Source organism: Mycolicibacterium bacteremicum (assembly GCF_002086115.1).
Lineage (GTDB): Bacteria > Actinomycetota > Actinomycetes > Mycobacteriales > Mycobacteriaceae > Mycobacterium > Mycobacterium bacteremicum.
Map to the genome: position 1 here is coordinate 1 of NZ_MVHJ01000053.1, position 13,325 is coordinate 13,325.

At 68.0% G+C, this 13,325-nt stretch carries 13 protein-coding genes; 10 read left to right on the plus strand and 3 right to left on the minus strand.

Translation table 11 applies throughout. From position 1 onward, the window contains the following. Positions 1 to 114: 114 nt before the first annotated feature. Complete coding sequence (locus tag BST17_RS28145) at positions 115 to 549, minus strand: DUF5318 family protein (RefSeq protein ID WP_083062313.1); 435 nt, start codon at positions 547 to 549, stop codon at positions 115 to 117. 81 nt (positions 550 to 630) lie between these two features. Between BST17_RS28145 and BST17_RS28150 the strand changes: the two genes are divergently transcribed. The 8 genes from BST17_RS28150 to BST17_RS28185 all read left to right on the plus strand — a co-directional run bounded on the left by BST17_RS28150 (position 631) and on the right by BST17_RS28185 (position 8,748). Then, positions 631 to 1,515 carry a DUF1707 SHOCT-like domain-containing protein gene (locus BST17_RS28150; protein ID WP_165762366.1) on the plus strand — a complete coding sequence of 295 codons (885 nt, stop codon included), beginning with the start codon at positions 631 to 633 and terminating at the stop codon, positions 1,513 to 1,515. A gap of 18 nt (positions 1,516 to 1,533) precedes the next feature. Next, positions 1,534 to 2,403, plus strand: a complete 870-nt coding sequence (locus tag BST17_RS28155) for a DUF1707 SHOCT-like domain-containing protein (protein WP_083062303.1) — start codon at positions 1,534 to 1,536, stop codon at positions 2,401 to 2,403. Between the two features lie 263 nt (positions 2,404 to 2,666). After that, positions 2,667 to 3,215 carry a PadR family transcriptional regulator gene (locus tag BST17_RS28160; RefSeq protein WP_083062304.1) on the plus strand — a complete coding sequence of 183 codons (549 nt, stop codon included), beginning with the start codon at positions 2,667 to 2,669 and terminating at the stop codon, positions 3,213 to 3,215. 37 nt (positions 3,216 to 3,252) lie between these two features. Then, positions 3,253 to 4,350, plus strand: a complete 1,098-nt coding sequence (locus BST17_RS28165) for an inositol-3-phosphate synthase (protein ID WP_083062305.1) — start codon at positions 3,253 to 3,255, stop codon at positions 4,348 to 4,350. A gap of 101 nt (positions 4,351 to 4,451) precedes the next feature. Further along, positions 4,452 to 5,579, plus strand: a complete 1,128-nt coding sequence (locus BST17_RS28170) for an LLM class flavin-dependent oxidoreductase (protein WP_083062306.1) — start codon at positions 4,452 to 4,454, stop codon at positions 5,577 to 5,579. Beyond that, positions 5,576 to 6,739, plus strand: a complete 1,164-nt coding sequence (locus BST17_RS28175) for a sulfotransferase family protein (protein WP_083062307.1) — start codon at positions 5,576 to 5,578, stop codon at positions 6,737 to 6,739. The genes BST17_RS28170 and BST17_RS28175 overlap by 4 nt, the downstream gene beginning before the upstream one ends. Position 6,740: 1 nt before the next feature. After that, positions 6,741 to 7,532 (plus strand): sugar phosphate isomerase/epimerase family protein, encoded by a 792-nt coding sequence (locus BST17_RS28180; protein WP_083062308.1) that lies wholly within the window; start codon positions 6,741 to 6,743, stop codon positions 7,530 to 7,532. Positions 7,533 to 7,539: 7 nt separating this feature from the next. After that, on the plus strand, positions 7,540 to 8,748 hold the full coding sequence (locus BST17_RS28185; protein ID WP_083062314.1) for a DUF1214 domain-containing protein: 1,209 nt from the start codon (positions 7,540 to 7,542) through the stop codon (positions 8,746 to 8,748). A gap of 28 nt (positions 8,749 to 8,776) precedes the next feature. On the opposite strand, the gene BST17_RS28190 is transcribed toward BST17_RS28185, so the two are convergent. Next, positions 8,777 to 10,339, minus strand: a complete 1,563-nt coding sequence (locus BST17_RS28190; protein WP_083062309.1) for an alpha/beta hydrolase — start codon at positions 10,337 to 10,339, stop codon at positions 8,777 to 8,779. Between the two features lie 112 nt (positions 10,340 to 10,451). Between BST17_RS28190 and BST17_RS28195 the strand changes: the two genes are divergently transcribed. Further along, entirely contained in the window at positions 10,452 to 11,099 is a 648-nt protein-coding gene (locus BST17_RS28195; RefSeq protein WP_234807869.1) for a TetR/AcrR family transcriptional regulator, read from the plus strand. Positions 11,100 to 11,121: 22 nt separating this feature from the next. After that, positions 11,122 to 12,054, plus strand: a complete 933-nt coding sequence (locus tag BST17_RS28200) for an Rv0045c family esterase (RefSeq protein WP_083062311.1) — start codon at positions 11,122 to 11,124, stop codon at positions 12,052 to 12,054. On the opposite strand, the gene BST17_RS29445 is transcribed toward BST17_RS28200, so the two are convergent. After that, positions 12,044 to 13,325: Ig-like domain-containing protein (locus tag BST17_RS29445; protein WP_165762367.1), on the minus strand; the 1,282-nt coding region annotated here is incomplete at its 5' end. The two genes, BST17_RS28200 and BST17_RS29445, sit on opposite strands and share 11 nt — an antisense overlap.

Here is a 13,325-nt window from a genome sequence, read left to right on the forward strand (position 1 = left end):
GGACCGGGTGGTCTGCGGGGCGGCCCGGGCGGCGGGCCGGGATTCGGGGTGCGCCCGGCGCCGACGGACCGCGCAGATTCGGCATCGCCCGTCGGACCGCTGTGGCGCCCTTCGCTATTCACTGGCCGTACGCGCACCGGAGCGCGCCGTCCGAGTGCCCTTCGGTCGTTGCGTCCCGTCCTTGGGGCGCGGCGATCCGAGCACATATGACTTCACCAGGTGGTTCCAACTGCAAGTGCGGCATACCTCCACCACATGGACCGCGAATTCGTCGTAGCGCGTCGCGAGCAGGACCAACTCCTCGGCGGTGCGGGCCGAACCCGACACCGCACCGAGGTGCTCACCGAACACCCAGGAGACCAGCGTGAGCTGCTCCTTACGGCAGATCGGGCACATCACCGAGCTCTGCTTGCCGTGGTACTTGGCCGCCCGCAGCAGATAGGGGTTGGCGTCGCACACCTCGGTGACACCGGTACGCCCGGAGTACACCTCGGCCAGCAGGGATCGACGCCGGAGGGCGTAATCCACCACCTGTCGCTGCAATCGCACGATCACCAGAGTACGTCGGACCCGCAGCTACCGAGGCGCGACGGCAGCGCGACGGGGCCCGAACTTCTACCATCTCTTGTCGTGGCAGCACGACTGACAGGGCGAACACGGGCGAAGGACAGCGATCGCGATGCCACCTGCAGGCTGCTCGACGCGGCGCACAGCGAAGGCCAGCTCTCGATGGCCGAGCATCAACAGCGCATCGCGGCGGCATTGCAGGCCAGCACGCTCGGTGAACTGGACGCATTGACCGCCGACCTGCAACACGATGCCGAGCCCCGGCCCGCATCGGATCGGGGCGAACCGCGACGGCGGAAGAATATGGTCATCGCCGGCGCCCTGGCCGTCGTCGGGCTGGGAGTCCTGGGCGCGCTGGTGTTCTCCGGTTCGCAGGACGCGGCCCCGACCGAGCAGCCCGTCGCCGCCTCCCCCGAGGTGCTGATCCCACCGGCGGTCACCTCCGGCGCCGTGCCCCCCGTGGACGAACCGCCGCCGCTGGTACTCAACGTGCCCCGGTACATGAACACCGTCGAGGGCATGTCGGGACTGCTGGAGGAGATCCGCAAGCGTTTCGGCAGCACCATGGGCTACGAGCTGGCCTTCAACCCGAACCGGGCATATTTGGCGGTGCCGGACCCGGCCGGTGAGCAGCGCCTGCTGTACACCTTCCAGGGCGGCTGGGACGAGCCGTCGAGTCGGACCCGCTCGGATACCGATGAACTGGTCGACCTGGCCGCGTTCGACGTGCCCGCAGCGATCGCCGCCTGGCAGGGCGCGCCGGCGACGCTGGGCATCGCCCCCGATGACGTGTCGGACACCTATCTGGACGTCGACCACGTCCGTGGAGACGACGGCGGACCCGGGGCGCTGGAACTGCTGATCCGGGTGTCCACCGATGCCGGCACCAACGGCTATATCTATCTGGACCCGGCGGGCCGCGTTCTGCGTGTCGAAAACCCGAGCTGAGCCCTACGATCTTGTTCCGTGGCGACACGTCAGACTGCGGGGACCCGGGCACGCGATGCCGATCGTGACGACACCTGCAAGGTGCTCGACAGTGCGCTGAGCGAGGGCCAGCTCTCCATGGAGGAACATCGCCAACGGGTCGCCGCAGCGACCAGCGCCGCGACGCTGGGGGATCTGCAGGCCCTGGTCAACGACCTGCAGACCGAGAGTGCGCCGGTCAAACTGCCCGACCTCAAGCCCGAGCGCAAGGTCCCGGCGATCGGCGCCGGTGCGGGCTGGGGAATCCGGGTCGCGACGGCCGCGGTACTGGTGGTGTTCGGCATCGCGATCGGCTGGGGCCTCTACGGCAACACCTCCTCGCCGTTCAGCTTCGAGACCGATCCGGGCGCCAAGGCCGACGGCATCCCGGCGACGGTGCTGACCGCGCCCCGCCAGCTGCAGTCACTCGGCGGACTGAACGGACTGTTCGAGCAGATGCGGCAGAAGTTCGGCGACACCAAGGGTTACGACCTGACGATCTTCGACGACTACGCCTCGCTGGAGCGGCCCGATCCGAACGAGCCGCGCCGCGTGCTGAGCTACAGCTACCGCGGCGGCTGGGACGATCCCTCGGAGACGAGCACCGGTAGCGATGCGCGGGTGGTCGATCTGGCGGCATTCGACGTGCCCACCTTCGTCGGGTTGATCCGCGGCGCCCCCGAGACGCTCGGGATCGATCCGGCCGAGGTGAAGTCGTTGCATGTCAGCATCGGCCCGAACACGGATATGACCGCCCCGCCGGAGAGCATCGAGATCAGCATCTACGTCACCCCGGAGTTCGGGAACAGCGGTTATATCGAGTTCAACGGGGACTCCACGGTCAAGCGGATCAACTACCCGAGCCCGTAGGGATTCTTCCCCGTCGCTTCGCTCGCCCCAGGCCTTAGCCCCCGTCGCTTCGCTCGCCCAGGCCTTCCCCCCTCGCTTCGCTCGCCCCACGCCTTATCCCCCGTCGCTTCGCTCGCCCGGGACCGTTCACCTCCCAGACACCCGGGCGGCCCGCGCCGGTCGCCGAATAGTCACGCCCGGGTAGCGTCGGTTATATCGGCGCGATACACTTCGCCGAGGTGTCGATCCGTCGTAGCGGTCGACCGTCTGGGGGAGGTGATTCGATGCTGGAGCTCGCCATTCTCGGCCTCCTGCTGGAGTCGCCGATGCACGGATACGAACTTCGCAAGCGCCTCACCGGCTTGTTGGGTGCGTTCCGGGCCTTTTCCTACGGGTCGCTCTACCCCGCGCTGCGACGCATGCAGGCCGACGGGCTGATCGTCGAGGACGCGGCACCGGACGGAACCCCGAAGATGCGGCGGGCCCGCCGCGTCTATCAGCTCAGCGACGCGGGAAAGCAGCGCTTCGCCGAGCTGGTCGCCGATACCGGACCGCAGAACTACACCGATGACGGTTTCGGCGTACACCTGGCGTTCTTCAACCGGACTCCGGCCGAAGCACGCATGCGCATCCTGGAAGGCCGCCGGCGGCAGGTGGAGGAACGCCGCGAAGGCCTGCGGGAGGCGATCGCCCGCGCCAGCACCTCGCTGGACCGCTACACCAAGCAGCTTCACCAGTTGGGCCTGGAGTCCAGCGAACGCGAGGTGAAGTGGCTCAACGAACTGATCGCGGCCGAACGCGTCGCGCAGAACCCACCCGAACCGCAGCCGTAAGCAGCACGGAATTTTTCAGCAGGAGAAGGAGAACACCATGTCTGAGACCACCGCGCCCAACGAGGTGAGGGTCGCGATTGTCGGAGTCGGCAACTGCGCGTCCTCGCTGGTCCAGGGTGTGCACTACTACCGCGACGCCGACGAGAACGCCACCGTCCCGGGCCTGATGCACGTCAAGTTCGGCCCGTACCACGTGCGCGACGTGAAGTTCGTCGCCGCCTTCGACGTGGATGCCAAGAAGGTCGGTTTCGACCTGTCCGAGGCGATCTCGGCCTCGGAGAACAACACCATCAAGATCGCCGACGTGCCGCCGACGGACATCATCGTGCAGCGCGGCCCGACGCTCGACGGCATCGGCAAGTACTACTCGGAGACCATCGAGGTCTCCGACGCCGACCCGGTCGACGTCGTCAAGGTGCTCAAGGACAACAAGGTCGATGTCCTGGTCTCCTACCTGCCGGTCGGCTCGGAAGAGGCCGACAAGTTCTACGCCCAGTGCGCCATCGACGCCAAGGTCGCGTTCGTCAACGCGCTGCCGGTGTTCATCGCCTCGGACCCGGAGTGGGCCAAGAAGTTCGAAGACGCCGGTGTGCCCATCGTCGGTGACGACATCAAGAGCCAGGTCGGTGCCACCATCACCCACCGTGTGATGGCCAAGCTGTTCGAGGATCGCGGCGTCACGCTGGACCGCACCTACCAGCTCAACGTCGGCGGCAACATGGACTTCAAGAACATGCTCGAGCGTGAGCGCCTGGAGTCCAAGAAGGTGTCCAAGACCCAGGCCGTGACCAGCAACCTCAACGGCTCGCTGGCCGACAAGGTGTACGACAAGAACGTGCACATCGGCCCGTCGGACTACGTCGCCTGGCTCGACGACCGCAAGTGGGCCTACGTCCGCCTCGAAGGCCGCGCCTTCGGTGACGTGCCGCTGAACCTGGAGTACAAGCTCGAGGTGTGGGATTCGCCCAACTCGGCGGGCATCATCATCGACGCCGTGCGCGCGGCCAAGATCGCCAAGGACCGCGGCCTCGGCGGCCCGATCCTGCCGGCCTCGGCCTACCTGATGAAGAGCCCGCCCAAGCAGCTGGCCGACGATGTCGCCCGCACCCAGCTGGAAGCCTTCATCGAGGGCTGACCTTCTTTCGCGCAGAGGTGCGGTGAGATCTCCTCACCGCACCTTTGTCGTATCCGGGCGTTCCGCTGACAGCGTGCTGTGCGACTGCTTAGCATTCGGGCATGCGAGTGCAGCCCGCCGCGTTCTTGCGCACCACGCTCCCGCTGGACCTGTCGGTGCTCGGCGCCCTCGACAGCGGGCGCTATCACTCGGTATGGCTGCCCGACCACATGGTCAGCTTCTGGCCGGACTCGATCTGGACACCCGAGTTCACCGACCTGGCCACGGCATCGCCGTCGCCGCACCGCCATCTCGACGGGCTGGCGGTGGCCGCCGCGGCGGCGGTGCTGACCGAGACCGTCCCGCTGGCAACGTCCGTGGTCGACACGGTCCGCAGGCACCCGGCCTCGCTGGCGCAGACCGCCCTGACGCTGGACCACCTCTCGCGCGGGCGGTTCATCCTCGGGCTGGGCAGCGGCGAGAGCGAGAACATCCTGCCCTACGGTTTCGACTTCGCCCGGCCGGTCGGCCGGTTCGAGGAGGCGCTGCGCGTCATCCGATTGCTGTGGGAGAGCACCGGTCCCGTCGACTTCCGCGGTGAGTTCTTCACCCTGCACGACGCCCGCCTGGACACCGAGCCTTTCAACGGCCGGTATCCACCAATCTGGATCGGCGCCAGCGGCCCGCGCATGCTGGAGATCACCGGCCGGTACGCCGACGGCTGGTGGCCGGCGGGCGCCTGGACTCCCGAGCACTACGGCGAGATGCTCGCCGTAGTGCGCAGGTCCGCCGAGCGCGCCGGCCGGGATCCGATGGCGATCACCCCCGGTTACATCCAGGTGTGCCTGATCGCCCACGACGACGCCGAGCTGGCCGAGGTGGTGTCCGCTCCCCTGGTCAAGGCGTTCCTGCTGCAGGTGTCGGCGGATACGTTGCGCGGCTTCGGTTTCGACCACCCGATGGGTCCGGCCTGGCGTGGCTTCCAGGACATCGACCCGGCGGTGCTGACCCGGGAGCGGATCACCGAGTTCGTCCGCGACACCCCGCCCGAGGCGGTGCTGGCCGTCGTACCGCACGGGACACCGGCGCAGGTCGCCCGCGTGGTCAACGACTACGTCGACGCCGGGCTGCGGGTGCCCAAGATCCTCGACTACAGCGCCATGGCCGGCCTGCGCCATGCCGCCGGATCCGCGGACCGGGTCCGCGCCACCGAGGACGAACTGCTGCGCCTCTGCTCGGCCGCCGCATGACCGGCCGCATCGATGCCGCCGAGGTGCTGCGGACGGCCGAAAAGGCAGTCGGCAGCACCGATTACGGCGATGCCACCCTGCCGCAGCGCTTCGCGCTGGCCGTCGACCATCTCAACGCCGCCGGACTCGACGATGCCGGCCGCGAACAGGCGGTGGCGGTGTGTCATCGGCTGCTGACCTCCCGGCTCGAGCTGATGGCCGACCGGACCCGCTACCCGATCGCCGACGAGGTCATCGACGCGCCGATGTTCGTCACGGGCGAGCCGCGGTCGGGCACCACCTTGATGCATGCGTTGATGTCCGTGGACCCGGATGCCCGCGCGCTGCGGTTCTGGGAGGTGATGTATCCCTCGCCGCCGCCCGCGGTGTCCGAGGACGGCCGCCGTGAACGCGCCGATGCCGACTGGCGGGAGATCAACGCGAAGATGCCGAGATGGCTCCACAGCCATCCGTACAACGACATGCTCGGTGACGGGCTGCCCGAGGACGAGCGCACCTGGGCGTTCGACTTCCGGGTGATGACGCCGACGGCCTGGTGGCGGGTGCCGATGCCGACGGTGGTCGGCGGCCTGCCGGTCGACGCCGCCGCGCAGTACCGGCTGCACCGGGCGATGCTGCAGCAGTTCCAGTACGGCCGGGAGCCGAAGTACTGGGTGCTCAAGGGTTTCCACGGGTTCCGGCTTGCGGAGTTGTTCGCCGCCTACCCGGACGCGCACCTGGTGTGGTTGCATCGCGACCCCGTCCAGGTGGCGGCGTCCCGGACGATGATGATGGCCGACATCATGACCGATATGGTCGGCCCGGTCGACCTGCACGCCGAGGCGGCCAGACATCTGGAACTGACCCGGCTGAGCATCGCCAACACGATGTCCGAGCCGATGGTGGACGACCCGCGCATCCTGCATGTGCGCTACCAGGATTTCCTGGCCGATCCCGTCGGCACGGTGGCGCGCTACCACGAGTTCTGCGGACGGGCCCTCTCCCCGGCGGCCGCGGCGGCGATGCGCGACTATCTGGCCGCCAATCCCGGTGACCGGCACGGTAAGTTCCGCTACTCCACCGCGGTACTGACCGATATCGGTGTCGACCTCGCGGCACTGCACGACGAATTCGCCCCATTCCGTGCGCGTTTCGGTATCGACATCGAGAATCGGCACTGAGATGGCCCACCCGCGGTTGTCGGTGCACAACGTCACGTTCTACGGCGCGGACCTCGACGAGCTCGCCGCGCACTGGTCGACACTCGGCGTACATCGACTCAGTGTGCTGGACACCCAATTGCTCGATCCACGATTCGGGCCCCTGCTCGACAGGGGTGGGTACACCGTCGAGGCGGTGTATCACCTGTTCGGGGGCCATGGCGTCGACCCGGCGCCCGCGCAGGCCGCACTGCTGCGGGTGATCGACGCCGCCGCGGCGCTGGGAGCCCGGGTGATCTATCTGTTGACCGGCGGTCGTGGGACGCGCAGCTGGGCCGTGGCGGCCGACGACTTCTGTGCCGCGATCACCCCCTGTGTTGCGCACGCCCGAGAGGTGGGGGTGGCGCTGGCCATCGAGAACGCCTCCGCCCTGTATGCCGACCTGCATCTGGCGCACACCCTGCGCGACACCGTTACCCTGGCGCAGCGCGCGAATATCGGTGTGTGCGTGGATCTTTTCCACTGCTGGGCCGAGGCCGACTTCCCGACGCTGGTCCTCGACGCGCTGCCGCGCGTCGAGCTGATCCAGCTGAGTGACTACGTGCTCGGGGACCGCGCGCTGCCCGCCCGAGCCGTGCCCGGGGACGGGGCGATTCCCATCGAGGCCTTCCTGGGCGACGTGCTGGCCGCCGGGTACCGGCACGGTTTCGACCTGGAACTGATCGGCCCGCGCATCGATGCCGAGGGCGCATTGCCCGCGGCGCAGCGGGCAATGCGCACGGTCGGCGAATTGCTCACCGGGCTCGGTGGGTGAGCCGGACATGGCATTCGGCGACGGCCCCGACGACGAGGCCCTGCGGGCGGGCTGGGCCCAGTTCTGCGCGCGGCTACAGGCCGCCGGAGAGCTGGCATTCAAGGACGCCAACCCGACGTCGGGAGCGGCGCGCGTCGACGCATTGCGGTTCCTCACGCAAAATCTCGGCCAGGCCTTCGATCTGGCGTTGGAAACACGGGATACGCAGTACCCCGACCTGCATGCCTTCAGCGGACCCACCCGCAAGCTCGGCGGGGACTGCGCCGACTTCACCTATCAGCAGGCGTGGATCGACGGCCGCAGTTCCTACCGCATCACCGGGCACCGGGGCAGCGCACGGTTTTTCAACATCACCGTCCAGGGTGCCCGCCGCGACGGTCCCGGGGTGCTGCACGAGCCGTTCGGAGACCAGCCTGAGGCCAATCTGTTCGGCCATCAGCTCGAGATCGAAGCCGACGGTAGCTTCGAGCTGTTCATCGGCGGGGCAACACGATCGGTCAACTGGCTACCCACCACCGCGCACTCGCGCAAGCTGTTCATCCGGCAGGGATTCGACCGGTGGGACGAGGAGCCGGCGCGCATGCAGATCGAACGGCTGGGCATGGATGGGCCCAAGCCGTTGCCCGACCCGGCCACCATGGCCACCGCGATGGAGTGGGCGGGGGCATTCGTCACCGGTCTGATGCGCGACTGGCCGGAGTACCCGTTCACCCACGGCGGCGTCGACGCGCAGCAGCCCAACCGCTTTCCGGCGGTCGAGGCGACCGGTGACGACGCCCGGCGCGGACGGGCAGCGGCCAACATGCACTGGCAGATCGGACCCGAGCAGGCGCTGATCGTCGAGTTCGACGCCCACGACGGGCTGTGGATGCTGACCAACATGGGCGTCTTCTTCAACAGCATGGATTACCGGTATCGGCCCGTCAGTTACACCCCGAGCCGCACCGCGGTCGACGCGGACGGACGTATCCGCTTGGTGCTGGCACACCGCGACCCCGGGGTGGCCAACTGGCTGGACACCCAGGGCTTCACCCGGGGCAATCTCACGTACCGGCACATGCTGGACGGCGTACCGGCCGCGTTGGACACCCGGCTGGTCGACTACGACTCGCTGGCCGCCGAGCTGCCTGCCGGCACCGCGATGATGAGCCCGACCGAACGCCTGGCCGCGATGCGGCAACGCCGGGCCGCCATCGCGCGGCGACACCGGCTCTGAGCGCGCGAACCTGGCCACACCCCCGGACTCAGCTCATCGGTTCGTACACGAACATGTGTCGGCCCGCCCAGTCGAAGATGAGCGTGAAGAAACCGTCGACCAGGCGTTGCAGTGGTGTGCGCTGCGCGGCCGCCAGCGGCAGGACGGTCGCGGTCGCGGTGCCGGCCGGGGTGTCGATCGGGAACGCCTGCCCGGGCGCACCGTAGATGCCCTCGGATTTTGCGCCGGCGAACAGGTCGTTGATCCACCCGACCGAGATGTCGGTCGCTGCATACACATTGCGGTCCGCCGAGAATCCGGTGATGGCGTATTGGGCCCACTGGATCAGCGCGTTGCCGCCCTGCAGATAGTCACTGTGCCAACCGCCCGTCAGGGCAACACCGTTGAACACGCCCGGCCGGGCCGCCTGCAACTTGTCCGCCATGTCGCCGCCGCGGCTCCAGAAGTAGCGCTGGGACGAGATCAGGTAGACGGGACGCTGATGATCCCCGCTCAGGGCAGTGAGGGCGTCGGTTACCGCCCGCGATTTTGCCGGTTCCACACCGTCGAGCAACACCACACCGACCAAGTCGTCGAGCGCGTCCCGGCGCGCCAGGTACCCCGCCGCCGCGGTCACCAGGGTGCCGCCTGCCGAGTGCCCGACGAAGGCGAACTGCTGCGGGAGCACGACCGGGAATCCCGCCGCGATGCTGGCACTCTGCACGAGCGCCCTGCGATCGCCCACGAACAACTCGGCCATCGCCTGCTGCATGGGTGCACCGCCGACCCACGCCGCCGCCGGATCGAAGAAGTTCGACGAGAGCGACGGCGCGACCACGATGCTGTTCGTCCGCTCGGCGATCCGCGCGGCGGTATAGCTATACATCGGACCGCTGGCCATGAATCCGTGCTGGAGGTACACGAGTCTGGTGGAACGGTCGGCATTCTCGGGGAAGTACCAGTCGGCCTCGACGTTCCGCCCTCCCGCAACCGGCACATCGAGCCTGGCTGTCCGGACCGTCACGGTCGACCCCGGCGGCAGCACCGGCGGTCCGTCGGCGAGATGGATGGCGCCGATCAGGACGTTCATCACAACCGACCCGATCAGGTTGACCAGCGACGGTGATCGGGTTCGGTTGGGCGCCACCGCCTGCACACCGTCATCAGCGATCGGTTCCGGCGTCCCGGCCACCGGCGGGGGGTGCCCCGTCTCGGCCGATCGGCCGGAGACGACCGGGTCCGCGGTGCCGGTGTCGGATCCATCCTCGGCAGCCGGCCCGATCCCGGCAACCTCTCCCCCGGACGCCAGGTGCCGCTGCGCCTCGATGGTCCGCTTCGGCTTCTTTTTCGGCCGGTCCGCATCCAGGGGCGGTGTCCGGTCTCTGTCCGTGCGGTCCACCCGCTCGACGCTGTCGGCCTTCTGTTCGGCGCCGGCCGTCCGTGGTGCATCGGTCGGGCCTGCGTCGGGACCGGACGGATCCGTGCTCGCCTCGGTTCGGTCGACATTCGGTGCCGGCGTCGCCGCCGCCTGTGGCGCAGTCACAAGGACGATGCCCGACAACGCAATTGCGAGCCAGATGACCGGCATCAGCGCACCTCGATGCTGCCTCATCTGTCGACCCCCTCCCGTGCCGACAACGCTGCCGACCGTCAGGAATATATGCACATGGAGTAGGTTCTGTCTATATAAACCTCGGCGCGCAGGTGGCGACTAGGCTCGTCATGTGGCAGCCACGACTCCCCGCCGCTCCCGCGGCAGACCGGTCGGGGGCGGGAAGAGCGCCGACGAAGCGAAGACCGCGCTGATGGACGCCGCCGAGGAGCTGATACTCGATCGGGGCTTCCAAGCCTCCACGATGGAGAGCATCGCTGCGCGAGCAGGCTACTCACGCGCGGCCATGTACCAGCATTTCCCCAACCGGCAGCAGTTGCTCGAGGCGTTGGTACGACGTCGGACCGCACATCACCAGGCGGCTATCCTCGCTCGGCTACCCGAATCCACGGACATGGCAACGCTTCTCGTGGAGAGTCTGGTCATCGTCTCCACCGAGCTCATCCATGACCCGCTGCTGCGCACCCTGTCGGAGCAGACCGAGGACGGCACCATCGCCCATCTGGTGGCGCACGCGAGCGGACTGCCCGAGCAGATCGAAGAGATCGTCGGCGCCGTGGCCGAGCACTCCGGCACCCTTTTCCGGCCGGGCCTGGCGCCCGCCGATGTCGCGACATTCCTTCTGACCACCGCACTGTCGTTACTACTGGGCGTCGTCCCAGGTTCGGACACGCCGGCGACTGCTCGCCGATATCTGCAGACCTTCGTCCTGCCCGCCATCTTCGCTGATCCACCCGCACCCACACGCGTCTTCGAGTAGCCGCGGAGTAGGGTCGGCGACCATGGCCGACTCCGACATCGCCGACGACGACCTGCTGGAACTCGACGAGTTCGCCCTGCTCCCCGAGAACGCCGAGCAAGCCGGGGTGTCCGGGCCGCTACCGCGCGCCGGCCGACTCGACCTGGGTGACATCAGCGCCATCAAGTGGGGCCACGAGAGCCCGCAGGTGGTGTTCCTGCACGGCGGTGGTCAGAACGCGCACACCTGGGACACCGTGATCCTGGGTCTCGGGCTGCCCGCGCTGGCCATCGACCTACCAGGGCACGGCCGCTCGGCGTGGCGCAGCGACGGCGACTACGGGCCGAAACTCAACGCCGAGACCCTCAAACCGGTACTGCGCGAGCATGCCCCGGATGCCCGGTTGGTGGTCGGCATGTCCCTCGGCGGGCTGACCGCGTTGCGGATCGCCGCCACCGAACCCGCGCTGGTGCCCGAACTGGTACTCGTCGACGTCACCCCGTCCGCCCCGGAGCGGCACGAACAGATGTCGAAGGCACAGCTCGGCGCGGTCGCCCTGACCCAGGGTGAGCGGTCTTTCCCCAGCTTTGCGGCGATGCTCGACGTGACGGTCGCGGCCGCGCCCGGACGCGATCGGAAATCATTGCGCCGCGGTGTGTTCCACAACGCCAAGCGACTCGACGACGGCACCTGGACGTGGCGCTACGACTCCTTCCGCAAGGGCGCCACCGACACCAGCGAGGGCATGCCGGAGTCGTTCCAGGGGCTGTGGGACGACGTGCCGTCGATCACCATGCCGACCACCCTGGTGCGCGGGGAGAAGTCCTTCTTCGTCAACGACGAGGACGCGTCCGCATTCGCCGAGAACGCGCCCGGCTTCCGGCAGACCCACGTCGTCGAGGGTGCCGGCCACTCCGTGCAGGGTGATCAGCCGGTGAAGTTGATCGAGATCCTGCGCGGCATCGTCAGCGGATGACGTCGACGATCCGATAACCCAGATCGCGCAGGAAGCCGATCTCTATCGCGCTGAGCACCCGGATCCCCGGTCCGGTGTCGGTCCGGGCATTCATCATCAACTGGTGGTCCCCGGCGAATGTCACATCATCGGTGTGGTTGGCCGAGCTGCCCTCCGACCAGGGATCCGGGGCGAACAGCGGAACCAGGCCGCCATAGGCCGCGACGGCATTCCGACCACCGAAGAACAGCCCGCCGTCCTGGCCGGTGAGATAGCCGTCGGCTTCGTCATCCCATCGGTAGTCCCGACCGATCAGACGTCTTCCGTTGGCGTTCACCAGGAATCGGTCAGTGGTCAGCCAGTACCTGTTGTCGTTGTCACCGGGCTCCCCGACCATGGACAAGAACCCGAACGAGTGCAGCAACTCGTGCATGGCCGTGGACCGGAAGTCGTAATCGCCGGCCGCCACAGTGTCCCCGAGTCCCCACGGGTAGAAGAAATTCCAGTCGATCTCACCGTCCACCGCGGCGCCGTTGCCATCCTTTCCGGTCAGCAGTTTGTGCTGTACCACCGTGTTCCAGAAGCCCGGGCTTTCACTGAGAAGATCGCTGCCCGCCGATGCCAGCGTGTCCGAGTCGGGTTTGTTCTCACCCTTGACCGCATAGGTCAGGACGACGGGTTTGAGCACCCGGAAATAGAGGATCAGCGCCTCGGCCGAGCGTTGCAACTCCGCTCGGCGTTCCGCGGTCCAGTGCTCCGCCCCGTCGATGTAGTCGAAGTCGAACGTCACCGCGCCCTGGTTGATCAGCGTGCGCACCGGGGTGCTGCCGATCGGGCGCAGCGGCTCGAGCAGGTTGGTGTGGAAGCCGATGTCGATCGCGGTGACCCGGAATCCGTCCACCCCGTCGAAATCGTCACCGGGGGTGTAGGTGAAGGACCCGTCGGCGTTGATCTGCACACTGCCCGACCGGGGGCCGCGGGTCAGGACGTAGATCATCCGGTCGCCGTCGGGGTCGTACGCGCCGAGCGTTCCGGTGACCGGGCCGTCGAGCACACCGGTGATCTGCACCGGGTCGATGATCGGTGCCTGGTTGAAAAAGGTACGCCGGATTGCGAGGAACGACGCCTCCAACTGTTCCTTGGTCCGATCCGAGGTCTGCAGCGCGGCGATCCAGCCCAGGCTGTCGTGGGACCAGGCAGCCAGCGACCGGGCCACCCAACGCTGATACGGGCTCTGCCATGACGCGGTCGACGACGGCGCCGGGGTCGGGGTCGGGGCAGCGGTCGGGGCC

Coding starts and splice junctions, on each gene's coding strand:
- BST17_RS28160 (WP_083062304.1), top strand. CDS start 2,667: ATGCTGGAGCTCGCCATTCTCGGCCTCCTGCTGGAGTCGCCGATGCAC.
- BST17_RS28165 (WP_083062305.1), top strand. CDS start 3,253: ATGTCTGAGACCACCGCGCCCAACGAGGTGAGGGTCGCGATTGTCGGA.
- BST17_RS28170 (WP_083062306.1), top strand. CDS start 4,452: ATGCGAGTGCAGCCCGCCGCGTTCTTGCGCACCACGCTCCCGCTGGAC.
- BST17_RS28175 (WP_083062307.1), top strand. CDS start 5,576: ATGACCGGCCGCATCGATGCCGCCGAGGTGCTGCGGACGGCCGAAAAG.
- BST17_RS28180 (WP_083062308.1), top strand. CDS start 6,741: ATGGCCCACCCGCGGTTGTCGGTGCACAACGTCACGTTCTACGGCGCG.
- BST17_RS28185 (WP_083062314.1), top strand. CDS start 7,540: ATGGCATTCGGCGACGGCCCCGACGACGAGGCCCTGCGGGCGGGCTGG.
- BST17_RS28190 (WP_083062309.1), bottom strand. CDS start 10,339: ATGAGGCAGCATCGAGGTGCGCTGATGCCGGTCATCTGGCTCGCAATT.
- BST17_RS28200 (WP_083062311.1), top strand. CDS start 11,122: ATGGCCGACTCCGACATCGCCGACGACGACCTGCTGGAACTCGACGAG.